Raw genomic sequence first — 26080 nt, forward strand, 5'->3', positions numbered from 1 at the left:
TCCCTCCGGCGAGGCGGGGATCGCCCTGGCGCTCTGCTGTGGCAAACTGGAATCGTTCGCGCTGAACCGCGAATCGATCGAGGCGCTGATCGGTCACGCCGAGCGGGCGGGTGCCGACGTCTTCGCGTTCCTCGGTCGCCTCGACGCGGCCGACGCCGCGTTCGACCTTGACCGCCGCCGCGCGGCGCTGATCGACGCGCTCTGAGTTCACAGATCGACGCCGTCCGGGTCGTCCCACTCGTCGTCTTCGTCCTCCTCGGCCTCGGTCCCGGCCGGCCCGAGGCGCTTCTCGCCCTGCCGCGACTCGTGGACGGCGAACCCGCCGGTCCGCTCCTCGCTCCCCTCGGCGTACGGGTCGGTCTCGGGGTCGTACCCCTGCTCGTCGCGCTCGAAGACGTACGCGAGGAAGCCGAACAGCGGGACGACGAAGGCGATAACCGCCCACTTGCGCGGGTCCATGCCGTGTTTCGGGGCGTCGACGTACGCGTAGGCCGCGAAGCCGACGAGCCACGCGAGCGGGACGCCGACGAGGATGGCGGCGACGAGCGGCTGCATACCGTCGCTTCGCGCCCGCGCTAATAAGGCTGCGGGCGGGTGGCCGCGCTCGGGCGGCGACGCGACCGGGCTCCCGTTCAGCTCACAGGAACGGCCGCCAGTAGTACGGGCTGACGAACCCCTCGATCAGCCCGGCGACGGCGAGGAGCATCCCGAGCCCGACGGTCACCCAGAAGGCGGTCTCCAAGGCGTCGGCGAACCGCTCGCGGCTCGCGCGGCCGCGGAACGTCCGCCACGAGACGACGCCGAGGTGGACGCCGAGCGCCCCCGAGACGACGAGCGCGGGGATCTCGAAGATCCCGTGGGGGACCACGAACGCGACGAGCGCCGGGAGGTTCTCCTCCAAGGCGGCGGTGGCCCCGAGCGCGACGCCGTTGAACGCGAGCGACGACAGCGCGGGGACGGCGAGGCCGACCCCGGAGAAGCCGGTGGCGATCGCGACCCCCCAGTTGTTGCCGAAGTACGTCAGCGCCGCCACGGGCGGTATCTGTCCGGCGATCCGCGTCTCGATCGAGGTCGGGACCGTCCCGACGAACGGGTCGGCGGCCAGCCAGCCGACCGCGCCGAAGCCGACCGCGACCGCGACCGCGAGCGCGTGGTGACCCGGCGTCGACCGGACGAAGCCGGTCAGTTCGCGCCACCCGCGGCGGAGTCCGCCGACGAACTGCGCGCGGAGGCCGACTTCGGGCGGCGAGACGGGGTCGACCGTCCCGCGGTGGTCGCCGTAGAGGACGGTCTTCAGCAGGTCGAGCGCGGGCGCGACGACGACCGCGCTGGCGAGCGCGACGACGGGGCCGCCGCCGAGGAACGCGACCGCCGAGGCGACGGACGCGACGGCGACCAGCGTGCCGATCGCGACGACGAGGTACGCGGCGGCGTCGACCGGGTTCGACCGCACGAAGCCGCCCGCGCCCTCGACCGCCCCGACCACGCCCGCGTCGTCGACGACGACGGCGACGGGCGCGAACGCGAAGCAGATACGGACGAGCGCGAGGGCGACGAGGCCGGCGAGCAGCGCGGCGACCGCGACGGCGGCACCGAGGAACGGGTTCGCGAGGAACGCCGCGCTGACCGCGACCGACCCGAGCCCGATCACCCCGGCCCACAGGAGCAGTTCGGCGACGTACAGCTCGAGGAACGTGAGCCAGCGGGACCGCGCGCCCGCGATCCCCCCGACGAGTCCTCGCTCGTCGCGGAGGCTGGCGATCACGGCGGAGAGCTGGCCCGCCGAGACGACGGCGTACGCGAGGACCGCGAGGACGACCGTGACGAGCACGCCGGCGGCGAAGAGGCCCACGACGGTCGGCGTCACCAGCGGCTCGAACGCGGGGGCCAGTCCCTCGGCCCACGCCTGAAGCGCCTCCGGGTCCTGGGTCTCCGGCGGCGGCTCGACGCCGGCGAGCGCGTCGCGGGCCGCCGCGAGCCGCCCGGTGACCTCGAGGTACGCGTAGATGCCCGCGAGCGTGGCGAACGTGCCGAGGCGGGCGATCACGGGGACGGCGGTACCGAGGAGGTAAAAGGGGAGGAGGTCGGCGGGGCGTCGGCGGAGGGTCGCTGTCGTTGCCGTGACGGCGGCGGAGAGGTCCATATTTTCCGGTTCGTTCGTCCGACACTTAAAAACGAGCGTGTCGGCGGGCGGGACTCGCGAGCGCCGACCGGCCGCAATCAGTCCCAGAACGACTGCGTGCGCGCGTACTCGCGCTCCTGTCTGAGCACGTCGCGGTAGAACTCGTCTTCGTCCTCGCGGAGCTTGTTGATGATCCGCGCCGCGTTGTGGGGACCGACGCCGCGCGCCGCGAGGGCGATCACCGCCCGCTTCCCGTGGGTCTGAACGAGGCTCGCGGCGCGGTGGGCCCGCTCGGTGCGGCGCTCCTGCTCGTCGTCTTTCTCCGCCGCGCGCACGGCGGCGACCGTCTCGTCGTCCCACGGGTTGAGCGCCGCGATCCGGGTGGAACCGCAGTCGGGGCACTCCGGCTGGTCGCGGACGCGCCGGACCTTCGTCGTCTGCCGCCAGTCCGTACAGTGGAGACAAAAGAGGATCACCCGGTCGTCCTGAATCCGCTCTCTGACCGTCTCGATCACGTCGGCGTCGGCGTTGTCGGGCACGAGGAACTCCGTGCCCGCCGAGCGCCCGGCGGTGCCGAGCGGGGTGCGCTCGCGGGCGATCGCGAGGCCGATCGACCCGCGCTGGACGCCCGCCAGCAGGTCGGCCGTCTCCGGCACCGCGAGGTCGGCGTGGAACACCTCGCGGAGCGCCTCGTCGTAGACGGGCGTGTCCTCCAGGGCCGCGAGCAGGCGGTCGCCGCCGAACTTCCCTCTGCCCTCCTTATACCGCTTGACGGAGCCGAACTTCGCGGCGACCTGCGCGAGCGTGAACTTCAGCGCGTCCGACTTCTTGACGGCGAGTTCGAGGTACGCCTCCAGCCGCTCGGGGTCGGTCGTCTCAAGCACCTCGCGGAAGGTTCCGGGGTCGACGCCGTGGGGGACCTCGAACTCGATCCGGTACGGGTCAACGTCCATGCCGACCGACGAGCCGGCGCGCTGGCCGACGAGCGCCGCGAGCAGGCGCGCGAGCGTCTCGTTGACCTCGTGGCCGAAGGCGGCGTTGACCGCGACGGTGCGCGCGCTCCCCTCGATCACGATCCGGTCGTTCGTCGGCACGGGGTGACCGGCCTCGACGTGGTCGACGACGGACTTCAGCGCCGCGGCGACCGTCTCCTCGTCGGTGGGGTACCGCTCGGCGAGGTCGGCCGCGACCGCCTCCGGGGCCGACCCGGCGTCGAGGGCGGCCGCGGCCTCGCCGCGAATCTTCCCCACCTCCTCGGCGACGGGCTTCGGGACGGGGATCTCCTGGCCCACCCACGAGGGGACCTCGCCGGTGGGGTCCGGGATCGGCGTGACGTTCACGCGCTCCTCCTCCTCGTCGACCTCGGTGATCCGCCACATCTCGCCGCGCTGGACGAACGTCTCGCCCGGCCCGGCGAAGTTGACGACGAACTGCTCGTCGAGGGTGCCGATCCCGCATCTGGAAGACATGTCGTACACCTCGTAGGTGGACTCGTCGGGGATCATCGAGAGGTTCGCGTAGAAGTACTGCCAAGTCCCGCCCGACTTTTCGAGCGTGTCCGTCTCCTCGTCGAGCCACAGCAGCCGGTTGCCGTCGAGTTCGCGGACGACCTCTTGGAACGCCGGCTCCGAGAGGTCCCTGAACGGGTAGGCGTTTGTGACCGTCCGGTACGCCTCGCGCGCGTGGACCTCTCCCTCGTCCATCACCACCCCGACGATCTGGTTCGCCACCGTGTCGAGGCTGCCGTGGTGGATGTTCGCCGGTTCGACGAGTTCCTCGCCGGCACGGCGCGCGATGGCCATCGCTTCGAGCGTGTCGTCGCCGCCCTGCGTCACGACGGTCCCCTCGGAGACCAGATCGCGGCGGTGGCCCGCGCGCCCGACCCGCTGGAGCAGGCGGGCGACCTCGCGGGGGCTGCCGTACTGGACCACGTGGTCGACGCGGCCCACGTCGATGCCGAGCTCCATCGAGGAGGTACAGACCAGCCCGTCGAGCTCGCCCGCCTTGAACCGGTCCTCCACGTCGATCCGCACGTCCTTCGACAGCGAGCCGTGGTGGAGCTCGATCTCGGTGATTTCGTCCGGGTCCGCACCGGCATCGACGTCGCCGCGTTCGGCCGCCTCGCGTTCGTTCTCGGCGAGCGTCTTGAACCGCGAGCCGAGCGCCTCCGCGGTCTGTCGCGTGTTGACGAAGATCAGCGTGGAGTCGTTCTCGGCGACGATCTCGCGGATCGTCCGGACGTGGCTCGCCGTCGTCTCGTCGACCGCCAGCTTGCCCGCGAGCGTCGTGTCGCGGTCGGTGATCTCGGGATCGAGGACGCGCACGTCGGTCCGCGTTCCCGCCGCGACCTCGACCGTCTCGAACCCGCGGTCGCCGGGGCGGTCGGGGTCCCGCGTCCCCGTGCCGACGAGGAACTTCCCGACCTCCTCGGGGTCGCCCACCGTCGCCGACAGGCCGACCCGCTGGAAGGGACCGGACAGCCGGCGGAGCCGTTCCAGCCCGACCGTGAGCTGTGCGCCCCGCTTCGCGGAGGCGAGTTCGTGGACCTCGTCTATCACGACGTGTGCGACCGATTCGAGCGCGACGCGCATCTTCGAGCCGGTGAGGATCGCCTGAAGGCTCTCCGGCGTCGTGATCAGCACGTCCGGCGGGTCGTCGGCCTGCTTGCTCCGCTCGTACTGCGTGGTGTCGCCGTGGCGCACCGCGACCTCGACGTCGAGCCGGTCGCCCCACCACTCCAGCCGGTCCATCATGTCGCGGTTGAGCGCGCGCAGCGGGGTGATGTACAGCGCGGAGATGCCCTCGCGCGGCGGGTCGCCGGGCGCGTTCCGGGCCTCGACGAGCGCGTCGAAGACGGGGAGCATTGCGGTCTCCGTCTTCCCGGTCCCCGTGGGGGCGAGGACGAGCGCGTTCCGCCCGTCGGCGAGCGGTGGGATCGCCTCGCGTTGGGGCTCTGTCGGCGTGGTGAACCCCCGGTCCGAGAGCGCCCCCCGGATCTCGCTCCCGAGGTGCGCGAACGCGTCCATCCCCGACGACTCTGCCATTACCCGTGATTGGGGGTTCGAGCGATTAAGGCCGTCGCCGCTCGGGACGCGACCGATCGACCCCTCGGCGGCGGCCTCCGGTGCCGGTTACTCGGCGAGCGGCAGCTCGACGGTGAACACGCTCCCGACCGGCTCGTTGTCCTCGACCCACACGTCGCCGCCGTACCTGTCGACGAGCGTCTTGACGAGGTACAGTCCGATCCCGGTTCCCCCGCTTTCGAGGCCCTTCTCGCCCTCCTGGAAGATCTGCTCTTTGTGATCGTCGTCAATCCCGGGGCCGTTGTCCGCGATCGACACGCGCACCGTCTCGTCCGACACGCTGGTCGACACCGTGATCTCGGCCAGCTCCTTGTCGTTGTGGACGGCCGCGTTCGTCAGCAGGTTCCGGAACACCGCCTCCAGCAGATCGTCCGCCAACACCATCACCTCCGGGATCGGTCCGTCGACGGAGACCGTCGCCCGGTCTTTGTCCGACCGGAGCTGTTCGATCTGTCCGTTGAGCTTGGCACGGAGGTTCATCGGCGTTCGCTCGGAACCGACCTGTAGCAGCACGTCGCTGACGTCTCTCGCGGTCTCCGTGATGTCGGCGGCCTGCTTCGCCGCCTCGATGACCGTCCGCGCGTACCTCCGGCTTTGGTCGTCCGGCAGCGAGTCCTCGAGCAGTTCGGTGTACGACTCGACCACCATCAGCTGATTCCGGATGTCGTGGCGCACGACTTGGTTGAGCAGCATGAGGGTGTCCCGCTGCTCTTCGAGCGTCCGCTCGTACCGCTTGAGCTCGGTGATGTCGCGGGCGTAGCCCAAGACGGCGTCTTCGCCGGTATCGGGGGCCTTGTACGGTATCTTCGTCGTCTGGAGAACCCGCGTCTCCCCGGCCGCCGTGGTCAGCGTCTCCTCCCCGATGCGCTTCGGTTCCCCGGACTCGATCACCTCCAAGTCGTCCTGTCGGAACTCCGCGGAGTCGTCGGCGTCCGGGATGATCTCCCCTTCGGATCGCCCCTCGACGTCCTCCGGCGAGAGCCCGTACGCCGCCGCGGTCGCCTCGTTCGCCAGGAGGTACTCGCCCTCGCGGTCCTTCACGAACACCAGGTCCGGCACGAGGTCGATGATCTTCCGCAGTTCCTCCCGGGTCGATTCGAGGGCCAGCTCGTACCGCTTTCGCTCGGTGATGTCCTGGAACAGTCCGAGCGCCCCGGTGACCGACCCGTCGTCGAACTTCGGGTCGCCGATCGCCCTCACCCACCGGGTCTCTCCCGACGTCGTGACGATCCGCAGCTCGTGGTCGTACGACTCGCCCGCTTCCCTCAGCTGGTCGAGCGCCTCCTCGATGGTGTCGCGGTCGTCCGGGTGATAGAAGTCCAGCCCCTCCTCCAGTTCGACCGTCTCGTCGGTCGGTACGCCGTGGATCCGGTACACCTCGTCGCTCCACGTGATAGCCTCGTCGACCAGGTCGAGTTCCCACCAGCCGATCGAGGCGCTCTCCTGCGTGCGCTCGATCAGCCGTCGCGTCCGTATCAGTTCCTTCTCCCGTCGCTTCTGCTCGTCGATGTCGAGGTGGATCCCGACCGCTCGGACCGGCTCTCCGTTCTCGTCGCGCTCTACGATCTTCCCGATGTCGCGGATCCACTTCCACCCGCCCGCCGCGGTGCGCATCCGGTGTTCGGCCTCGTAGTACTCCGTCTCACCCGCGATGTGGGCCGACAGGGCGTCCTCGACCGGCTCGAGGTCGTCGGGGTGAACGCGCCGCTCCCACGCGTCGAGGTGCGGCTCGATCTCGTCGAGCGAGTGGCCCAGCATCTCCGCCCACTGGTCGTTGAACTCGACCTCGTCGGTGGTCATGTCCCAGTCCCAGACGCCGATCTGTGCGCCTTCGACCGCGAGTTCGAGCCGGTCTTTGAGCCGTTCGAGCGCTCGCTCCCGCTCCGTCTGCTCGGTGATGTCCGTCGAGACGCCGCAAACCCCCTGAATCGCTCCCGAGTCGTCGTACACGGGCGACTTCCGAGTGAGTCGAACGCTCTCCCCGGACGGGGTCGGGATCGTCTCCTCGATTTCGATCCGTTCGCCGTCTTCGATCACCCGCCGGTCGTCCGCTCGGGTCCGCGCCGCGACCGCCTCCGGGAAGAGATCCTCGTCGGTCATTCCCACGGGATCCTCGTCGACGTCGAACAGGTCTCGGCACGCCTGGTTCACTAGGAGATACCGCCCATCGGCGTCTTTCAGGAACACCGCCGCGGACATCGTCTCCAACACGGTCTGAAACCGCCGGTACGTCCGCCGGTGTTCCTGCTCCCGCGCCTTCTGTTCCGTGATGTCCCGGGCGACGCCGATGATCTGCGTCACCTCTCCGTCGTCCGTTACCGGCGTCAGCTTCGTCTGCCAGTCGGACGTCCCGCCCGGGAAGTCGAGCCGCTCCTCGTACTCGATCGTCGTTTCCCGTTCGGCGCACCGGCGGTAGTTCGCCTCGACCGCGGCCCCCTGTTCCTCGCCGAGGAGCTCTCGGGGCGTCTGCCCGAACCTCTCGTCTTCCGTCAGGCCGGTCTGTCGTTGGTGTACGGTGTTGTTCTGTCTGAACGTGAACTCGTACTCGCCGTTCGCCGCCGCGACGTCGACGAGGAAGATCGCGTCGTCCGCCTCACGAAACATCGCCTCGTAGGCGTTGCTCACCTCGTCGCCGTCCGCTTCCGACCGATCGGCGTCGTCGGTCGGCCGTGATCCCTTTCCCATCTGTCTTACATTTGTGTAGGTCGGGTCGGCTCATAACACTACGGGTACGGACGCGGACGACCCCCTGTACGACACGACTCCGACCGCCCCGGCCGCTACGTCACGCCCCCGTCGTTCGTCGCGTACGCCTCGTGCGCGCCGGATTCGAGGATCGCCTCGATCTCGTCGACGACCTCCAGCACGTCGGCGAAGGCGGTGTACGGAGCCGCGGGACACACGCGGACCACGTTCGGCGGCCGGAAGTCGACCACCACGCCGCGGTCTTTCAAGGCCTCGCTCAGCCGCTCGGCGTCCGGGTGTTCGAGGGCGACGTGGCCGCCGCGGGCCGCGTGGCCTCTGGGCGTCCCGACCGCGACTTCGGGGAGCCGGTCGTCGACGAGGGCGATCAGGAAGTCCGTCAGCGCGAGCGACTTCTCGCGCAGACGATCGATCCCCGCTTCCCGCAGGAGTTCGAGCGACCCTTCGAGCGGTGCGGCCGCGAAAAGCGGCGGCGTCCCGATCTGCCACGCGCCGGCGGAGTCGGCGGGGGTGTACGTCATGTTCATCTCGAACTGCGTCGCCTTCTCGTGACCCCACCACCCCGCCAGCGCGGGCGTGAGCCCGTGGTGGCGCTCGGCGACGTACAGCGCGCCGATCGACCCCGGCCCGGCGTTGAGGTACTTGTACGTGCACCAGACCGCGAAGTCGACGCCCGCCTCGTCGAACGCGTGGGGCACCGCGCCCGCGGAGTGGGCCGCGTCGAACCCGACGTACGCGCCCGCCTCGTGGGCCGCCGCCGCGATCCGCTCGACGTCGAACAGCTGGCCGGACCGGTACAGCGCGGTCGGCATCCAGACGATCCCCACGTCGTCGTGCGCGTCGAGCGCGGCCTCGACGTCTCGCGGATCGATCGTCCGCCCGTCCCGGCTCGGGACGATCCGGAGCTTCTCGTCCGGATCGATCCCGCGCTGGCGGAGCTGCGCCCGGATCGCGTAGTGGTCGGAGGGGAAATCGAGTTCGTTGACGAGGACCGCGGGGTCGATGTCGGGCTCTCCGTCCGGTGCCCACGTCCCGTCGGCGCGTTCGAACCCCTCGCGGTCGGGGGCGTTCCCGGCCAGCAGCTCGTCGAGGAAGGTGCCGACGAGCGTGTGGAGGTTCACCGTGATCGAGTTCCCGACGACGACCTCGTCGGGGTCGGCACCCACGAGCGGCGCGAGCGCGTCGCCGAGCCGCTCGCCGACCTCGAACCAGGGCGGGTCGGCGTCGGTCCAGCCGGCGATCAGCAGGTCGCGCCACTCGTCGACGACGCGGTCGAGGCTCGCGAGGGCGGCGTCGCTCGCGGGGCCGAGCGAGTTGCCGTCCATGTACAGCACGCCGTCGGGGACGTGATACCGGTCCGCGAACCCGGAGAGCGGGTCCGCGTCGTCGAGCCGGGCGGCGAGCACCGCGGGGTCGGCGGCGTCGCTGGCCGCCGTCCCGCCGTCTGCGCCGCCGAGCCCCTCGCCGGCGAGCGCGTTCCGCGCGGGGGCGTACGGGTCGTCCATACGCGAAGGGACCGCGCCGGCGACTAAGCGTTTCCGGGGTCGGGCGAGGATATTACAAAAGCCGAGCGAGCGCTACTCGACGATGTCGATGGCGGGGCGGCCCGGCTCCGCCTTCCGGACCACCGAATCCTCGGCGTCGGCGGCGCGCTCGACCCGGACCGGCGCGTCGAACTCGCGTTCGATCAGCCACGCGGCCGCGCGCAGGGCGTCGTACTCGGCGTCGCCGGACAGGGTCTCTCGGAGCGCCTCGCGGTTCGCTTGGAGGTCCTGGCCGTAGGAGGCGGCCGCGTCTCCCCGCTCGCGGATGTGGCTCTCGGCCATCAGCTCCGAGATGAGGTTGTCGGCGTCGCTGTCGACCGCGATCGACAGCGCGTCGTACTTCCAGTCGGGCGCGACGACGACGTCGATCCGCTCGGGGTCGTCGATGCCGGCGACCTCGACGATGTCGCGCACGTCCTCGCGGGTGTTCGCGACGAGCCGGCGGCGGCGCTCGACCGTGTCGCGGTCGACGCTGGCGCTCGGCCACTCGGCCTCGGCGACGAACCCCTCCCGACCGAGCGTCTCCCACAGCTCCTCGGCGAGGTGGGGCGCGACCGGCGCGAGCAGGCGGACCGCGACGTCGACCCCGCGCTCGAAGACCGCCGGGTGCGGGTCGGCGTACTCCCGGTAGCTCCGGAGCGTGCGGACCAGCTCCTGCGCCTCGCGGAGCGCGACGTTGAACGTCAGGTCGTCGTACTCCGCGCCGGCGATGGCGACCGCGGCGTCGGTCTCGTCGGCGACGTAGTCGTCGATCTCGCCGCGCTCGGCGGCGTCGCCGTCACCGTCCCCGGCGAGCGCCACGTCGCCCGCGGCGTAGTCCTCGACGAGGTCGTTCAGCCGGGTCAAAAAGCGGTGGGTGGACCTGACGCCCTCCTCGGACCAGTCGAAGTCGCGCTCGGGCTGGGCGGCCTCCATCATGAACAGCCGCGCGGTGTCGGCCCCGTACTCGTCGACGATGCGCTGCGGCGAGACGACGTTCCCCTTCGACTTCGACATCTTCTCGCCCTCCAGCTGGACCATCCCCTGCGCCAGCAGGTTCGTGAACGGCTCGCGCTGCTGTAACCCCTCCTCGTCGGCCAGCACCTTGGTGAAAAAGCGCGAGTACAGCAGGTGCATCACGGCGTGTTCGATGCCGCCGACGTACTGGTCGACCGGCATCCAGTCGTTGGCGCGGTCCAGATCGAACGGGGCGTCGTCGAGGGCCGGCGAGACGTACCGCAGGAAGTACCACGAGGAGTCGACGAACGTGTCCATCGTGTCCGTCTCGCGGGTCGCGGGCGCGCCGCAGTCGGGACAGGTCGTCCGCTGCCACTCGTCGGCGGCGTCAAGCGGGTTCCCGGTCGTGTTGATGAACTCGGGCAGTTCGACGGGCAGGTCCTCGTCGGGCACCGGCACCGCCCCGCAGTCGTCGCAGTGGACGATCGGGATCGGCGTCCCCCAGTAGCGCTGGCGGGAGATGCCCCAGTCGCGCAGGCGGTACTGGGTCGTCTCCGCCGCGCCGTCGGTGTCGGCCGTGATCCGCTCTCGCGCGGTCTCGCTGTCGAGGCCGGTGTACTCGCCGGAGTCGATCACGACCCCGTCGTCGGTGAACGCCGCGTCGCTCACGTCCGGCGCGTCGGGGACGGTCTCGCCGTCCCAGTCGTCCGGCTCGGGGGCTATCACGGGCCGGATCTCGACGCCCATCTTCTCCGCGAACGCGTGGTCGCGCTCGTCGTGGCCGGGCACCGCCATCAGCGCGCCCGTCCCCACGTCCGAGAGGACGAAGTCGGCGACGAAGACGGGAATCTCCTCGCCGGTGACCGGGTTGGTGGCGGTGAGGTCGGTCGCGACGCCGTTCGGCTCGTCGCCGTCCGGGTCGGCCTCCTCCTCGATGAAGCGACGGACCTCGGCGTCCTCCGCGGCCAGATCCTCGCTTATCGGGTGGTCGGGGGCGAGCGCGAAGAACGTCGCGCCGTGGATCGTGTCGATCCGGGTGGTGAACGCGGTGACCGCCCCGTGGTCTTCGACCGAGAAATCGACCTCCGCGCCGTACTGGCGGCCGATCCAGTTGCGCTGCATCTGGCGCACGGAGTCGGGCCACCCCTCCAGCCCGTCGATCGCCTCCAACAGCTCGTCGGCGTACTCGGTTATCTTCAGGAACCACTGGTCCAGCTCGCGGGTCTCGACGGGGGTGTCACAGCGCCAGCACAACTCCGCGTCGCCCTCGACCTGCTCGTCGGCGAGGACGGTCTCACAGGAGGGACACCAGTTCACCTCGGCGTCGCGGCGCTCGACGAGGCCGGCCTCGTGGAACCGTCGGAACAGCCACTGGTTCCAGCGGTAGTACTCGGGGGTACAGGTGGTGACCTCGCGGTCCCAGTCGTAGCCGAACCCCATCGACTTCATCTGGCCGCGCATCGTGTCGATACAGTCGAACGTCCAGTCGCGGGGGTTGGTGTCGCGCTCCTTGGCGGCGTTCTCGGCGGGCAGCCCGAACGCGTCCCACCCCATCGGGTGGAGCACGTCGTCGCCGCGCATGCGGCGGTAGCGGGCGTACGCGTCGGTGATCGTGTAGTTGCGGACGTGGCCCATGTGGAGCTTCCCGGACGGGTACGGGTACATCCCGAGGACGTACGTCGGGTCGTCCGCGTCGTCCGGGACGTGGTAGACGGAGGCGTCGTCCCACGCCTCCTGCCAGCGTTCCTCCACCGTCGCGTGGTCGTATCCCTCCTGAGACATCTGCTTATATACGCGTGGTCGATTCTGCGTCCTATAGCTTTCCATCCGTTGGTGCGCGGTGGCACGGCGAGTGCGCCGCCGGTCCGGGCCCGCGAGGCCCGACGGCGACCCGAGTACCGCGTCCTTTTATTCTCGCCCGACGACCCCGACCCATGTCCGACGCGCCGACGGGATCCGGCCGGGTCGCCGAGATGACGTGGCCGGAGATCGAGACCGCACTGGAGGAGACCCGGACCCTGCTGGTCCCGGTCGGGAGCACCGAACAACACGGCCGCCACCTGCCGCTCGGCGTCGACGCCTACATGCCGGAGGCGATCGGCGAGCGCGTGACCGAGCGGAGCCCGGCGCTGCTCGCGCCGCCGGTCTGGTACGGCGTGAGCCCGCACCACACGTTCAAACCGGGGACGTTCACCGTCTCGACGGAGACGTTCCAGCGCTATCTCTTCGACATCTGTGCCTCCGCGGGCGAGTGGGGGATCGAGAACGTCCTCCTGCTGAACGGGCACTACCTCGCGCAGGACCCGGAACTGGAGGTCGTCGTCCGCCGGCTCCGCTCGGAGGCGGACCTCGACGCGTTCCACGTCCCGCTCGTCAACGTCTTCGCCGACGCCGCCGAGGAGATCCGCACGGGCGAGGTCTCCTTCCACGCCTCCGAGTTCGAGACCAGCATCATGCTCGCGCTGTTCCCCGAACTCGTCCACATGGACCGGGCCGAGCGCGTCGACCCGCCCGCGGAGTCGCTGCCGCTGACCGACTACGACGCGCTCGGCGAGAACGCGGTCGGCTGGTCGCTGACGGCGAGGGACATGGACGAACTGACGCCCGCCGGGAACATCGGGGACCCGACCGTCGCGACCGCGGAGAAGGGGCGCGCGCTCGTCGAGGCCGCCGTCTCCGACATCTGTCTCCTCGTCGACGAGCTCGGGGAGTAATCGGGGCGATATCCGGGCTGACCGCCTCGGGGTGCCCTACAGCTTCCCCGCGTCCCGCGCCTGTTCGACGCGCCGGGTCGCCTGCTCGACCCGCTTCCCGGTCGCGTTCGCGAGCCCCGGAGGGAGCCCCTCGCGCGCCGCGGCGAGCCGCTCTTCGATCCGAGCGATCCGGTCGAGGACGTTCGAGAGCTGGCGGTCCGTCCCCTCGGCGTCGCCCTCGCGGGCGCGCTCCTCGGCCCGCTCCGCCTGATCGACCGCGGCCGCGAGGGCCTGCTCTAACCCGTTGACCGCGTTCGACGGGCCGCCGCCCCCGCCGCCGCCGGAACTGCCGGAGTCGTCGTCGCTGTCGTCCCCGTCGTCGCTCGCCGCGGCGGCCTCCGCGACCGCCGCGCGCGTCTCCTCGGCCACGTCGGCGACGTAGCCGGCGAGGGAGGCCGCGCCGGTCTCCGGCCGCCCGATCCGGATCGGGTCGGCCGCGCCGCTTCCACCGTCGCCGTCGTCTCCGTCGTCGTCGCCCCCGTCGTCTTTCCCCGGCGGGTCAGGGTTGACGCGGTACGCGCCGACCTCGTCGTCGGCGTCGCGGACCTCCGTCGTGTACGCCCCGCCGGCGTGGACGTAGGTCGCGTCGCTCCCGTCGACCGCGGAGTCGTATATCCGCCCGGCGAAGTCGTCCTCGATCGCGGTCCGCGTCACCTCGACGTCGCTCTCGGCGTCGTCGAGCTCCACTTTCCGCGCGTTCTCGCGGGCGACGAGGGGAATCTCGCCGTCGACGCCGGCCGCGGTGATCGACTCCTCGGCCCCGACGGTCAACCGCTCGCTGTGCGGGGCCTGCCCGGCACCGTTGACCGTGAGCCGGTGGTCGCCCTCAGGGACGCCGTTGGCGACCGCGACCCCGCCGGCGAACGTCGGGACCGCCTCGGGGTCGCTCTCGATCAGGACGAACGACTCGACGCTCGCCGCCGTCGTCGTCAGCCCCTCGCCCTCGGGCGCGTCGTCCGTCTCGGTCGCCTCGGTGACGCGGGCGACGACGGCGTCGAGCGCGCCGGCAGCGCCGTCGCCGAACGACTCGTCGCCGGCGATCGCGTCGTACCGGTCGGCGAGTTCGGACCGGTGGTTCCCGGCGCTGACGTCGAGCGCGGGGTTCTCGTACCGGGGCTGCTCCCACGGGACGCCGGTGGTCGTGATGTGGCCCGCGACGGCGTCCTCGACCGCCTCCGGGACGGCGAACTCGAAGCTGAGCTGCGGCCCGGTGAACGCCGAGATGTGCTCCAGTTCGGCGCTCGGAACGAGGTCGTACTCGACGACCNGGGTCGTCCCGCTCGCGGTGGCGGAAGGCGACGCCCGTCTCCCGCGCCGGGAGGTCGGTCGGCGGCGACGAGAGCGCGTCGAGCGACCGGACGGTGAGCGCCCCGTCGACGAGCGAGTCGGCGGTCACCGACGGGAGGTCCGGGTGGTCGTATATCGGCTCGCCCTCGTACTCGGGCACGACGAAGGGGAGCCGCGCCCCCTCGTCGCGGGGGAGACCGTACGCGAGCGGGATCCCGAGGAGGTCCTCGACGGTGTCTATCGCCGCGTTCGTGACGTCCGCGAGCAGCCCTCCCTCGCCCACGCGCCGGAAGCCGTCGGGGACCTCGTTGACGGACAGCGCACTGGAGTGGGAGCCGAGCTCGGTGAGGATCCGGGGGACTCGGTCCGGATCCGGGTCGAGGAACTCGTTGTTCGGGACGCTCCGGGAGTGCGAGCTGGCGACGTACAGCTGCGGGTCGCCCGTGTCGAGGTCGACGAAGACGTGGAGCGCCTCCCAGTCGTGCCAGTGGAAGTTCGCCGTGAACTGGTCGAACGCGGAGTAGATCCAGAACTGGACCACCGCGAGCGACGAGTCCTCGTAGCGCATCCCGTTGTAGAAGACGGTCGGGTCCGGCGGCTCGCCGGCCTCGTCGTACCGCTCGTGGTAGCCGTCGAACGCGGCGAACCCGTCGACGACCGTCTCACCCTCCTCCTCGCTCGCGTACGGGCGCGGGTCGGTCGGGAACCACGGCTCGGCGGAATCGAAGTACAGCGTCGGCGCGAACCTGACTGCGAGCCCCTCCAAGCGCTCCGGGTCCAGCCGGGTCGTCGACGCGTCGTCCGGCTCCGAGCCGGCGCAGCCGGCGACCGCGGCGCTCCCGGCCCCCGCGACAGCGCCGAGCACCGTCCGCCGGTCGACCGGTCCGTCGGGGTCGATGTCCTCGTCCCGGCCGGTCAGGCCCTCGTCTCCGCCGTTCTCCGAGTCCCGATCCATTTCTTCGGGCGACGTGACCCGGACGAATAACGCTTCTGTCGCTCGTCCCCCGATCCTCGCCTCACTTCTCCGGCGTCGTCTCACCTCCCTGACGGTCCGCGGGCAACGTCCGACACGACCGCGTCGACTCCCGCGCCCGCCACCGCCTCATACTCTCGCTCCGACCCGACCGTCCACGGCAGCAGCCGGAGGCCGGCGTCCCTCGCCCGCGAGACGACGTCCGTCCGCAGGCACAGTTCGTATCGCGGCGACACCGCCGCACAGCCCAGCGCGGTCGCCGTCTCGACCGTCCCCGCGGCGTCCTGCGGCGGGTACGCCCACCGCGGCAGCCCCACCCCGCAGAGCCGCCCCGGGACCAGGGGCCGCAGAACTCGCGCCGGGACGGACTCGCGGACGCCGTAGACGGTCGGGACCGCGGGGTCGGCCGCCCGGACCGCTTCGAGCACCGCGGGGTCGGCCGCGGCGACGGCGAGGCCGTGGTCGCGGTCCGCGGCGACCGCGAGCGCGTCCGCGGCGATCCCCCGCTGTTTCAGGTCGAGCATCACCCACGCGTCGGCCGGCACGGCGTCGAGCGCCGCCGCCAGCGTCGGCACCGGCTCGCCCGAGTCCTCCACGGAGAGCGCCGCGAGCCGATCGTAGGCGGTCTCCTCGACCCGCCCGGTCGCGTCCGTCACCCGCCCGAGCGTCGCGTCGTGGAAGGCGACGAGCTCCCCGGTGCCGCAGCACCGCACGTCGAGTTCGACCCGGTCGACGGCCGCCGTCGCCGCCTCGACGGCCGCGACCGTGTTCTCCGGGTTCTCGGCCGCGAAGCCGCGGTGCGCGATCACCGGCGGGTCCGACGCGTCGCGCTCGCCGCGGTCGCCGCGGTCGCCGCGCACCTCACTCGCCTCGCCCTCGCGGCCGACGCAGCCGGCGGTCGCCGCGACCGCGCCGCCCGCCAGCGACCCGCCTCGCCGCAGCGCCGCTCTCCGAGTCGATCGGCTGGTTCCGTCGGATCCGGACGGTTCGGCGTCGTTCACGGCGGTTCCCGTCCGGGACGTTCGGCGGCGCGGGAGAAGGTATTTGCGGCCGGCCGCCCGACCCCGAGGCATGGACGGGAAGAAGGCCCTCTACTACGGCGCGATCGCCGTCGCGATCCTCGTCGTCGTCAGCGTCGTGCTGTCCGTGATATCGGCCATCATCGGCCTCGCGACCGCGGTAATCTCCGGAATCGTCACGCTCGCCGTGCTGGCGGGGCTCGGCTACGTCGCGTACAAGGCCGGCTCGTGGCTGCTCGGCGACGACGACTCGCCGTCGGTCGACTCGATCGGCGGCGGTACGACCGCGGTCGACGCCGCGGACGGCCGGCAGGACCGGCTTCGGCAGCAGTACGTCGAGGGGCAGATCAGCGAGGCGGAGTTCGAGCGCCGGATCGCCGACGAACTGGAGACTGAGGAGTTGGACGACATCGACCGCGAGCTCGAACGGGAGCGGTGAGGAGGGGTCAGAACCGGTCTCGGAGCTCCTCGCGCAGGTCGTCGAGGTCGAGGTCCTTCATCGCGAGCAGCACCAGCAGGTGATAGACGAGGTCGGCGCTCTCGGCGGTGAGGTCGTCGAGGTCGTCGTCCTTCGCCGCGAGGATCGCCTCGGTTGACTCCTCGCCGACTTTCTCCAAGACGGCGTTCTCGCCCTTCTCGTGGGTGAAAAGCGAGGCCGTGTACGACCCCTCCGGAAGCTTCTCCTTCCGCGACTCGATGGTGGCGAACAGGTCGTCGAGGACGGACTCCGAGGACGCGTCGGCGATCTCGGCTTCCGTCGCGCCCTCCGCGGCGTCTCCGGTCGCGTCGGGATCGCTCACGCGACCACCTCCCGATCGGGGAAGAAGGCGAGGTCGTGGACCCGCGGGTCGTCCGTGAGTTCGGGGTGGAACGCGGTGGCGACGATCGGCCCGTCTCGCACCGCGACCGGCCGGCCGTCGACCGTCGCCAGCGTTTCGACGCCGTCGCCGACGTCGTCGATGGCCGGCGCGCGGATGAACACGGCGTGGAAGGAGTCGTCGAGCCCGGCGATCGGGATCTTCGCCTCGAAGGAGTCCTTCTGTCGCCCGAACGCGTTGCGGTCGACCGAGACGTCGACCAGCCCCAGCGGGTCGACTCGGTCGTCCTTCGCGTCGGCCGAACAGACGATGAGCCCGGCGCAGGTGGCGAGCACGGGCTTCCCGGCCGCGACGTGGTCGCGGATCTCCGCGGCGATCCCCTCCCGGTGGATCAGCCGCGAGATGGTCGTCGACTCCCCGCCCGGCATGAGGAGGACGTCGCAGTCGGGCACGATCCCCGCGTCCCGGACCTCGACGACCTCCGCGGACTCGTCGTGGGCGGTCGCGGCGTTGCGGACGGCGGCGGCGTGTTCGGCCACGTCGCCCTGAACGGCGATGACGCCTGCTTTCATACGGATCGATGGGGCGGGCGCGTGGAAAAAGGGCGCGCTACGCGACCGGAGCGACGGACCGAGAAACCGGATTGACCCGAGCGCCTACGCGACCGTCAGCGAGAGGATCTGGACGAACACGCCGAAGAGGACGCAGAACGCGACCACCGTCTTGGGGTCGATCGAGATGGCGTTCCGGTCCTCGTTCTCGAAGTAGCGGACCAGTCCCGCGCTGGACATCAGTCCGCCGGAGTTGGAACCACTCATGTCTGTTCCTGCGCGTCGCCGCGTTCTAAACGTTTCGTTCGCCGCGCCCGTCGACGCGGTCTCCGGCCCCCGGCCCCGGACCGGCCGTTCACCCGCGCCTTCTCGGGGTTTCGTGAGTCTCGCACACGAGTGGGAAACCCTTATGCGCGGCCCGGCGGTAGTTGCGACCGACTATGACCGTTCGACTGCTGGATTTCCACGCCGAGTGGTGCGGCCCGTGTAAGACGCAAGACCCCATCTTAGAGGAGATTCAGGAGGATCTCGGCGACGCGTTCGAGCTCCAGAAGGTCGACGTCGACGAGGAGCAGGACGTGGCGAACCAGTACCAGGTCCGCTCGCTGCCCACCCTCATCGTCGAGAACGACGACGGCGTCGTCGACCGCTTCGTCGGCGTCACCCAGCGCGAGGACATCGAGGCCGCCCTCACGGAAGCCGGGGCCTGAGCGGCCCGCCCCGCGCAGCGGCGTCTCGCAACCTTTTACAGCACCGCTCGCTCAGTAGGCGTATGGCCAGCTTCGACGCCGCCGAACGCCGGATGCTTGACCGACAGATCTGTATGCGCTGTAACGCCCGCAACGCCTCCGAGGCCGAGCGCTGCCGCAAGTGCGGCTACACCAAGCTCCGTCCGAAGGCGACCGAGCGCCGCGCGGCGTAATCGGTCGACGCGCTTTTCCGCTGTTCTCCCGTCCCGTGAGCGACCTCTCCGTCGATCTCTGACTCTCTCCGCCCGCCCCGCTTCCCCTCTCTTTCCTCACTCGTCGGGGTACTTCGGCTCGCGACGCTCGGCGCGCTCCGTCGCGCGCTCGATGACCGCTCGGACCGTGTCCGGTCCCTCGACGGCGCGGTAGACGTCGCCGTGGCCGGGGAACATCGCGGCGGCGGTGTCGGGCAGGCGGTCGAGGATGTCGTGAAGGCTCTCGATCAGGCGCTCGCGCGACTGACCGGCCATGTCGGTCCGACCGAACGAGCCGTCCGAGAACGCGCCGTCGTTGTAGACGACGACGTCGCCGGAGTAGAGCCGCTCGTCGCCGACGAGCGAGACGTGGTCGTCCGCGTGGCCCGGGGTGTAGACGACCTCGCAGGCCTCGTCGCCGACCAGCACCTCGTCGCCGTCTTCGAGCGCCGCGTCGCGGTGCGGGTGGTCGGCGTACGCGAGCACCTCCGGCTCGAAGCGGTCGACGACCGCGTCGAGCTCCCCGACGTGGTCGTGGTGCTGGTGAGTCAACACGATCCGGTCGAGTCCGTCGGCGTCGGCCTCGTCGAGCGCCTCGGCGACCACGTCCGCCACGCCCGGCATCGTGCCGGCGTCGACGAGCGTCGTCGCGTCCCCGACGACGAGGTACGCGTTACAGGTGAACTCCTCCGCGTCCGCGGTGACGGCGATCGGTTCCATACCCGTACTCGCTCGCCGAGGGACAAAAGGGTACAGTCGCGTCCCGAACCCGGCGGTCGGGGTCGTTCTCGCCCGTGGATTTATGCCTCGCCCCCTGTTAGTGTCACACACAAATGGGCTTTGGCAGCTACGACGAGTCCGAACAGGAGAATCAGGACCTGGACGCGGACTTCGACGACGAAGACGGCGTTCAGGCTGCCCAAGAAACCCACGAGGGGTCCGTCGACTACGAGCCCGGCGCGTCCAACGACGAACTCCTCGACCGGCTTCAGGAGATAAAGTCCGAAGAGACGTGAGGACCCCGCCGAGCCGCACGCTCGGCGTCGCCTTCTCCGACGGCCGCGACGCCAGCCGCGCGGCCGGCGTCGTCGCCCGCGCCGACGGCACCCCCGACGGCTTCGCGTTCGCCGAGTGTGCCGTCGGCGGGACGGACGCGACCGACGCCGTGATCGACTGCTGGCGCGCGCTCGGCCGCGAGGACGTCCGCCACGTCGCCTGCGCGGGTGTCGCCCCGGCGTGGTTCAACCTCCTCGACCTCGACCGACTCGCCGAGACGGTCGACCGGCCGGTCTACGCCGTGAGCTACGAGGCCAGCCCCGGCCTCGAACCGGCCCTGCGCGAGGCGTTCGACGGCGACCCGCTCGCCGATCGGCTCGCCGTCTACCGGTCGCTCCCGCCGCGCGTTCCGGTCGCCCCGGCCGCCGGCGGTGACGGCGAGGCGGGCGAGCGGGCGGACGGCGACGCGATCGACGACGCGGACGACCGCGACCCCCGCTTCGTCCGCGCCGTCGGGGTCGACCCCGAGCGCGCCGCCGCGGCGGTCCGCGCGCTCACCCGCGACGGGTTTCGGCGCTGCGAGCCGCTCCGGATCGCGGCGCTCGCCGCGAGCGCCCACCGCGAGGCGGTCGCCGCCGAGTGAGGCGGCCGAGACCGACGCTACTTAGACGCCGCCGACCGGATCGATGGCCATGAGCGAACACGGCGGCGACGGCTCCGTCCTCGACGAGAACCTGTGCGTTCAGGCCTGCGAGCGGTGTCCGGCGCTGGTCGAGTCCCGGAGCCGGATCGTCGACGGCGTCGGGCCGACCGACGCAGACCTGTTGTTCGTCGGTGAGGGCCCCGGTGCCACCGAAGACGAGGAGGGCGAGCCGTTCGTGGGGCGCTCCGGCGACGTCCTCGACGAGGCGTTGCGGGACGCGGGGCTCGCCCGCGCCGACGTGCGGATCACGAACTGCGTGCGGTGTCGACCGCCGGACAACCGGGACCCCACGAGCGAGGAGTTAGCGAACTGCCGCGGGTACCTCGAAACCGAGGTCGACCGGCTCGACCCGGCGCTGATCGTGACCCTCGGGAAGGTGCCGAGCGAGCACCTCCTCGATCGGTCGGTGGCGATCACCTCGGAATCCGGCGACGTGGTCGACGCCAGGCTCGCCGGGGCGTCGCGGCGCGTCCTGCTGTCCGTCCATCCGGCCGCGACCCTGTACGACCGGAGCCAGCGCGACGGCTTCTTCGAGACGATCGCGCGGGCGGCCGAGCTGAGCGGCGTCGCCGACCGCGACGCCGAGGGCGGCGACGGACAGTCGCGGCTCGGCGAGTTCTGATCCGCCGGGTCGACGGCGCTCGCCGCCGACGGTCGTTCAGTCTCTATATAGAAAACATAGAAAACGATTAGTCACGCGAGCGGAACCGTCCTGTGTATGTCCGACAACAGGTGGTCGGCGGATCGGCGAACGTTTGTCAAGACAGCCGGCGCGGCCGGTGCGGTCGCCCTCGCGGGATGTAACGGCGGCACCTCCGGGGAGACGGACGGCACTCCGACGGCGCAGTTCATCCTGAACCCCGCCGAGGCCGACGTCGAGATCACACAGCAGTACCAGCCGATGTTCGAGTACCTCGAGTCCGAGGTCGAAGTGGACATCGAGGCCGACCGCGCGGAGAGCTACACCGCGACGCTCCAGTCGATGCGCAACGATCAGGGCGAGATCGCGGACATCTCGCCGTCCGCGGTCATCGCCGGGGGGGACATCCTCGACATCGTCGGCGTCCGGGTCGCGTACGGCGCTGCGCGGTACTTCTCGACGATCACGACGACGCCCGACAGCGGCATCGAGTCGCTCTCCGACCTCGAGGGCGAGCTCGTCTACATGGGCGACATCCTCTCGGTTTCGGGGACGCTCGTCCCGCTCACGATCCTTCAGGACGCGGGTCTCGACGTCGGTAACGCCCCCAACGGCGATCCGGGCAACTTCGAGGCCGAGTTCTCGGACCACACCACCGCGCGCGAACAGATGGTCCAGCGCGACGACGTGATGGCGGCGACGACCGGCGCGTTCTCCTCCGCGCCCTACGTCCCGCAGGAGCAGTTCGAGGAGATGTCGCAGGACTTCGTCGACATCTCGGCGGAGTACGAGGGCGCGGGCGACGAGATCGAGTCGTCCGGAACCGAGCTCCAGCTGCTCGCCGTCTCCGACCCGATCCCGCGCGCACCGCTCGCGACCCGGTCCAGCTGGGACAGCCCGGTCAAAGCCGAGTTGGAGGAGGCGATCCTGAACGTGAGCGAGGACGACCTCAGCCACGGCGACGACTACGACGGAGAGCCGCTCTGGTTCACCGGCGTTCAGGAGGGGAGCATCGACGACTACCAGCCGATCCAGCGGGTCCTCGACCAGCTCGGTCTGGAGTTCGAAGACCTTTCGTAACCCCTCTACAACCTTTCTTTATAGCTAATGAGTCGCATCACAGTCGATGGGGTGACAAAGCGGTTCGGCGACACCGTCGCGCTCGACGACGTCTCGTTCGAGATCCCGCAGGGCGAGTTCGTCATCGTGCTCGGCGTCTCCGGCTCGGGGAAGTCGACGCTGCTTCGGTGTATGAACGCGCTCGAAACCCCCACAGAGGGGGAGATCAGAGTGGGCGACGACCCCGTCACCAGTCCCCGCGACGACATCGCGATGATCTTCCAACAGCACAACATCATCGACCAGATGACCGCGTACTCCAACGCGCTCACCGGGTCGCTCAACCGCAACTCCTTCATCGGCTCGCTGCTCCAGCTGCAAGACGAGAGCGACAAGCTCCAGGCGCTGGAGGCGCTCGACACCGTGGGACTGCTCGACGAGGCCCAACAGAGCGCGAAGCGCATGTCCGGGGGGCAGCAACAGCGCGTCGGCATCGCCCGGGCGCTGGTTCAGGACCCGACGATCCTGCTCGCTGACGAGCCGGTCGCCAGCCTCGACCCCGGCTCCTCCCAGCAGGTGATGGGATACCTCCGCACCGCCGCCCGCAAGCGCGACCTGACGGCCGTCATCAGCCTCCACCAAGTGAACCTCGCCCGGAAGTTCGGCGAGCGGTTCATCGGCCTCCGCGACGGGCAGAAGGTGTTCGACGGCTACCGCGACGAGTTCGACATGGACGTCATCGACCAGATCTACGGCGACATCGACACGGAAGGCATGTTCGCGGCCGATCCCGACGAGGCGACCGAGGCCTCCGGCGGGTCGACCGACGACGCGTCCTCGAAACGCGGCGTCTCCAGCGGGGGGATGGGGCAATGAGCCACGACGACGCGGTCACCCGGCGCTACGAGGCGATCGCGCTCGCCCGCCGGGTGAAGGCGCTCGTGTTCGGCGTCGGCCTGCTCCTGCTCGCCGGCGTGTTCTACTACGCGCTCACCTCCGTCGGCTTCTTCGAAGCGAACCTCCCGAACTACTTCCCGAACTTCCTGAACGCGCTCCGCGATTTCTTCCCGTTCCTCGCGTCGTCGTTCCCGTTCATCGATCCGAGCGGCTTCGTCGACTACTGGACGTTCATCCAAGAACGGAACCTGATCTGGGGCGGCATCGGCGGCGACACGCCGCTGCTCGGCGAGGCCGGCATCACGCTCGCGATGGGCTTCGCCGGCACCGTGATGGGGTTCCCGCTCGCGCTGCTGTTCGGGATCCTCGGCTCCGGCCGCGTCACGCCGTTCCCGTTCAACTTCATCTTCCGCGGGCTGATGTCCTCGATCCGCGCCATCCCGGCGCTGGTGTGGGGGCTCATCTACATCCCGCTCGGCGGGATCGGCCCGGTCACCGCGACGCTCGCGATCGCGACCGACACGGTCGGCAACCTCGGTCGGCTGTTCACGGACGAACTCGAGGAGATCGAGGACGGCCCGATCGAGGCGATGGAGACCACCGGAGCCAACCGCCCGCAGACGATCACGTTCGGCATGCTCTCGCAGGTGACGACGCCGTTCATCGCGTGGACGCTGTACATCTTCGAGATCAACGTCCGGATCGCCGTCTCGCTCGGGATCATCGGCGGCGGCGGGCTCGGACAGGTGCTCTCGGTCCAGCAGGGGCTGTTCGCGTTCACCAACATGATGGCGACGATCCTCGTCATCCTCGTGTTGATCATCTCCGTGGAGATCTTCTCCCAGCGGATCCGGTCGACGCTCCGCGAGGGCGACGAGGCGCAGGGGATCGTGGCGCTCCTCCTCGGCTTCCCGCAGCGGATGGCCGAGGCGGCGCTGAAGTGAACTGAGCCGCTCGTCCCCGCTTCTTTCGCTTCTCCCGCTTCTCCGTTTCTCCTTAGTCCCCCGCCCGCCCGACCCGACCGTCGCAAGGGAAACCGACTTTTCCGTCCCTCTCCGAGGGGACGTATGAGCACCTTCGAGCCGCCCGCGGAGACGCTGGCGGACGTCGTCTTGGTCGACTACGGCCTCGGGAACCTCCGCTCCGCGACCCGCGGGTTGGAGCGAGCGGGCGCGTCGGTCGAGATCACCGACGACCCCGAGGCGTTCGCGGCCGCCGACGGCGTCGTCCTCCCGGGCGTCGGCGCGTTCCGCGAGGGGATGGAGAACGCCGGCCCGCTGCGCGAGGCGCTGACCGACCACGCGGAGGCCGGTCGCCCCCTGTTCGGCATCTGTCTCGGGATGCAGATGCTCCTCACGTCCAGCGAGGAGGCCGACCACGAGGGCGAGGGCGAGGTGACCGGCCTCGACCTGATCCCCGGCACCAACGTCCGGTTCGAGGTGGACCGCAAGGTGCCCCACATGGGGTGGAACGAACTGGAGGTCGCGCGCGACCACCCGCTCGTCGACGGGGTGGAGGGCGAGTACGCCTACTTCGTCCACTCCTACTACGCGGAGCCGGACGACGCGAACGCGGTCGTCGCCACGGCGGACTACGGCGTCGACTTCCCGGCGGTCGTCGCCAACGAGGCCGGCAACGTGTTCGGGACGCAGTTCCACCCGGAGAAGAGCGGCGAGACGGGGCTGCGGATTCTGCGGAACTTCGTCGAGTACTGCGCGGAACGGTAGGCGTCGCGGTCTGGTTATAAGGCGTCGTACGGACCGGGCTTCGCGGCGGTCAGCCGGTCGACCTGCTCGTCGGAGAGGTCGATCGTCGCGGCCGCGAGGTTCTCGCGCAGCTGGTCGACGGTGCGCGCGCCGACGATGGGCGCGGTGACGCCGTCGCGGTGGGCGAGCCACGCCAGCGCGGTCTGCGCGGGCGAGGCGTCGACCTCGTCGGCGACCGCGTCCAGCTCGTCGTGGACGTCGAAGTTCTCCTCGGTGAGGTACGCCTCCTGGAAGCGGCTCGACTCGGCCGCCTTCGACTCCTCGGGGAGGTCCTCGTCGCGGTCGTACTTCCCGGTCAGGAAGCCCTGTCCGAGCGGGCTCCACGGGGAGACGGCGAGGTTCCGCTGACGCGCGAACTCCAGATAATCTCCCTCGATCTCGCGGTCGACGAGGTTGTACCGCGGCTGGAGCACTTCGAACGGCTCCCAGCCCTCGTTGCGAGCGATCTCGTTGGCGCGGGCGACCTTCCAGGCGTTCGGGCGGAGCGTCGACGCGCCGAGGTAGTGAACCTTGCCGGACTCGACGAGCCCGTTCAGCGTCTTCAGCAGCTCGCGGGCGGGCGTCTCGTCGTCCCACCGGTGGATGTAGAGGACGTCGACGTAATCGGTGTCGAGCCGGTCGAGGAGCGCGTCGACGCGGTGGCGGACGTTCTTGCGGTTCGTGCCGCGGCTGTTCGGGTCGCCGTCGCGGATCTGCCAGTACACCTTCGAGGCGATCGTGTAGCGCTCGCGGTCGCGCTCGGCGAGCCAGTCGCCGATCCAGCGCTCGCAGTCGCCGCCGCCGTACACGTCGGCGGTGTCGATGTACCGCCCGCCGGCGGTCTCGTAGGCGTCGAGCAGCTCGTGGGCGCGCTCCTCGTCGATCTCCACGTTCCCCGCCTCGGTCACGCGGCCGAACCGCCACGTGCCGAACTGGAGTTGGCTCGTCCGCAGGCCGGTCCGGCCGAGCGGGACGGTTCCGAGATCGATCTCGTCGAGTTCGGGCGTCATCGGTCCGTCGTAGTCGCGGTCGACGCAAAAAGCCACAGCAACCGGATGCGGTGTGTCAACGACCGGCGACCGTCGGGGGTTCCGCGGCGGTCGCGGCGGCTACTCGCAGGTCACGGCGAAGTCGTCCTCGGCCGCGGCCGCGGTACACACCGGGCAGCCGGTGTCGAGGATCGTCTCGCGCATCGCGTCGTTGACCTCGATGGTCTGCGCGCAGTCGGTACAGGTGAAGTGAACGGTTGTCAACGCTCTCCCTCTCGGTTCATCGGCACGCGGGCTGCGGACATAAATGGACGGTTCCGCG

The 26080-nt window shown here is 70.4% G+C and carries 25 protein-coding genes and 1 pseudogene; 12 read left to right on the plus strand and 14 right to left on the minus strand.

What is annotated here, in order from left to right; translation table 11 throughout:
* On the plus strand, nt 1-205 hold a 205-nt coding region (locus C472_RS08565), incomplete at its 5' end, for a DUF6276 family protein (RefSeq protein ID WP_006629427.1).
* Between the two features lie 2 nt (nt 206-207).
* Here C472_RS08565 and C472_RS08570 read toward each other — a convergent pair.
* The 6 genes from C472_RS08570 to leuS all read right to left on the minus strand — a co-directional run bounded on the left by C472_RS08570 (nt 208) and on the right by leuS (nt 12170).
* Nucleotides 208-555: a PLD nuclease N-terminal domain-containing protein gene (locus C472_RS08570; RefSeq protein WP_006629428.1), complete on the minus strand. Its 348-nt coding sequence runs from the start codon at nt 553-555 to the stop codon at nt 208-210.
* Nucleotides 556-637: 82 nt separating this feature from the next.
* Nucleotides 638-2143, minus strand: coding sequence for a stage II sporulation protein M (locus C472_RS08575; RefSeq protein ID WP_006629429.1), 1506 nt, complete (start codon nt 2141-2143; stop codon nt 638-640).
* A 77-nt stretch (nt 2144-2220) separates the two neighbouring features.
* Entirely contained in the window at nt 2221-5166 is a 2946-nt protein-coding gene (locus C472_RS08580; protein ID WP_006629430.1) for a DEAD/DEAH box helicase, read from the minus strand.
* Between the two features lie 87 nt (nt 5167-5253).
* Nucleotides 5254-7890 carry a PAS domain S-box protein gene (locus tag C472_RS08585; protein WP_006629431.1) on the minus strand — a complete coding sequence of 879 codons (2637 nt, stop codon included), beginning with the start codon at nt 7888-7890 and terminating at the stop codon, nt 5254-5256.
* A 95-nt stretch (nt 7891-7985) separates the two neighbouring features.
* Entirely contained in the window at nt 7986-9413 is a 1428-nt protein-coding gene (gene kynU, locus C472_RS08590) for a kynureninase (RefSeq protein WP_006629432.1), read from the minus strand.
* Nucleotides 9414-9485: 72 nt separating this feature from the next.
* A complete protein-coding gene (gene leuS / locus C472_RS08595; protein WP_006629433.1) occupies nt 9486-12170 on the minus strand; it encodes a leucine--tRNA ligase in 2685 nt (894 codons plus the stop codon).
* A gap of 152 nt (nt 12171-12322) precedes the next feature.
* On the opposite strand from leuS, the gene C472_RS08600 reads away from it, so the two are divergent.
* Complete coding sequence (locus C472_RS08600) at nt 12323-13102, plus strand: creatininase family protein (protein ID WP_006629434.1); 780 nt, start codon at nt 12323-12325, stop codon at nt 13100-13102.
* A 36-nt stretch (nt 13103-13138) separates the two neighbouring features.
* Here C472_RS08600 and C472_RS08605 read toward each other — a convergent pair.
* Both C472_RS08605 and C472_RS08610 read right to left on the minus strand, forming a co-directional pair.
* Nucleotides 13139-15383, minus strand: a pseudogene (locus tag C472_RS08605) (hypothetical protein).
* A gap of 80 nt (nt 15384-15463) precedes the next feature.
* Nucleotides 15464-16402 carry a glycerophosphodiester phosphodiesterase gene (locus tag C472_RS08610; protein WP_006629435.1) on the minus strand — a complete coding sequence of 313 codons (939 nt, stop codon included), beginning with the start codon at nt 16400-16402 and terminating at the stop codon, nt 15464-15466.
* 70 nt (nt 16403-16472) lie between these two features.
* On the opposite strand from C472_RS08610, the gene C472_RS08615 reads away from it, so the two are divergent.
* A complete protein-coding gene (locus C472_RS08615) occupies nt 16473-16859 on the plus strand; it encodes a hypothetical protein (protein ID WP_006629436.1) in 387 nt (128 codons plus the stop codon).
* A gap of 7 nt (nt 16860-16866) precedes the next feature.
* Here C472_RS08615 and hisE read toward each other — a convergent pair whose 3' ends face one another.
* From hisE to C472_RS08630, 3 genes are all read right to left on the minus strand, one after another.
* On the minus strand, nt 16867-17220 hold the full coding sequence (hisE, locus tag C472_RS08620) for a phosphoribosyl-ATP diphosphatase (RefSeq protein ID WP_006629437.1): 354 nt from the start codon (nt 17218-17220) through the stop codon (nt 16867-16869).
* Nucleotides 17217-17810, minus strand: a complete 594-nt coding sequence (pdxT, locus tag C472_RS08625) for a pyridoxal 5'-phosphate synthase glutaminase subunit PdxT (RefSeq protein ID WP_006629438.1) — start codon at nt 17808-17810, stop codon at nt 17217-17219. The genes hisE and pdxT overlap by 4 nt, the downstream gene beginning before the upstream one ends.
* 84 nt (nt 17811-17894) lie before the next feature.
* Nucleotides 17895-18056, minus strand: a complete 162-nt coding sequence (locus tag C472_RS08630; RefSeq protein ID WP_077152317.1) for a preprotein translocase subunit Sec61beta — start codon at nt 18054-18056, stop codon at nt 17895-17897.
* 173 nt (nt 18057-18229) lie between these two features.
* On the opposite strand from C472_RS08630, the gene C472_RS08635 reads away from it, so the two are divergent.
* On the plus strand, nt 18230-18499 hold the full coding sequence (locus C472_RS08635; RefSeq protein ID WP_004598787.1) for a thioredoxin family protein: 270 nt from the start codon (nt 18230-18232) through the stop codon (nt 18497-18499).
* A gap of 62 nt (nt 18500-18561) precedes the next feature.
* Complete coding sequence (locus tag C472_RS08640; RefSeq protein ID WP_006629440.1) at nt 18562-18711, plus strand: 50S ribosomal protein L40e; 150 nt, start codon at nt 18562-18564, stop codon at nt 18709-18711.
* A 96-nt stretch (nt 18712-18807) separates the two neighbouring features.
* Here C472_RS08640 and C472_RS08645 read toward each other — a convergent pair whose 3' ends face one another.
* Entirely contained in the window at nt 18808-19449 is a 642-nt protein-coding gene (locus tag C472_RS08645) for an MBL fold metallo-hydrolase (protein WP_006629441.1), read from the minus strand.
* Between the two features lie 113 nt (nt 19450-19562).
* Between C472_RS08645 and C472_RS08650 the strand changes: the two genes are divergently transcribed.
* The 7 genes from C472_RS08650 to hisH all read left to right on the plus strand — a co-directional run bounded on the left by C472_RS08650 (nt 19563) and on the right by hisH (nt 24751).
* On the plus strand, nt 19563-19745 hold the full coding sequence (locus C472_RS08650; protein WP_006629442.1) for a DUF5786 family protein: 183 nt from the start codon (nt 19563-19565) through the stop codon (nt 19743-19745).
* Nucleotides 19742-20368: an endonuclease dU gene (locus C472_RS08655; protein ID WP_006629443.1), complete on the plus strand. Its 627-nt coding sequence runs from the start codon at nt 19742-19744 to the stop codon at nt 20366-20368. The genes C472_RS08650 and C472_RS08655 overlap by 4 nt, the downstream gene beginning before the upstream one ends.
* Nucleotides 20369-20417: 49 nt before the next feature.
* Nucleotides 20418-21050, plus strand: coding sequence for a uracil-DNA glycosylase (locus C472_RS08660; RefSeq protein WP_006629444.1), 633 nt, complete (start codon nt 20418-20420; stop codon nt 21048-21050).
* A gap of 96 nt (nt 21051-21146) precedes the next feature.
* Nucleotides 21147-22148, plus strand: a complete 1002-nt coding sequence (locus C472_RS08665; RefSeq protein WP_006629445.1) for a PhnD/SsuA/transferrin family substrate-binding protein — start codon at nt 21147-21149, stop codon at nt 22146-22148.
* A gap of 27 nt (nt 22149-22175) precedes the next feature.
* On the plus strand, nt 22176-23003 hold the full coding sequence (gene phnC / locus C472_RS08670) for a phosphonate ABC transporter ATP-binding protein (RefSeq protein WP_049906466.1): 828 nt from the start codon (nt 22176-22178) through the stop codon (nt 23001-23003).
* A complete protein-coding gene (gene phnE, locus C472_RS08675) occupies nt 23000-23968 on the plus strand; it encodes a phosphonate ABC transporter, permease protein PhnE (protein ID WP_006629447.1) in 969 nt (322 codons plus the stop codon). Before phnC ends, phnE begins: the two co-directional genes overlap by 4 nt.
* A gap of 123 nt (nt 23969-24091) precedes the next feature.
* On the plus strand, nt 24092-24751 hold the full coding sequence (gene hisH / locus C472_RS08680; protein ID WP_006629448.1) for an imidazole glycerol phosphate synthase subunit HisH: 660 nt from the start codon (nt 24092-24094) through the stop codon (nt 24749-24751).
* A 14-nt stretch (nt 24752-24765) separates the two neighbouring features.
* On the opposite strand, the gene C472_RS08685 is transcribed toward hisH, so the two are convergent.
* Together C472_RS08685 and C472_RS16995 are read right to left on the minus strand one after the other, a co-directional pair.
* Nucleotides 24766-25779, minus strand: coding sequence for an aldo/keto reductase (locus C472_RS08685; RefSeq protein ID WP_006629449.1), 1014 nt, complete (start codon nt 25777-25779; stop codon nt 24766-24768).
* A 99-nt stretch (nt 25780-25878) separates the two neighbouring features.
* Nucleotides 25879-26022: a DUF7560 family zinc ribbon protein gene (locus C472_RS16995; RefSeq protein WP_006629450.1), complete on the minus strand. Its 144-nt coding sequence runs from the start codon at nt 26020-26022 to the stop codon at nt 25879-25881.
* Between the last annotated feature and the right edge of the window lie 58 nt (nt 26023-26080).

Origin of the sequence: Halorubrum tebenquichense DSM 14210, assembly GCF_000337415.1 — an archaeon.
GTDB classification, from domain to species: Archaea; Halobacteriota; Halobacteria; order Halobacteriales; family Haloferacaceae; genus Halorubrum; species Halorubrum tebenquichense.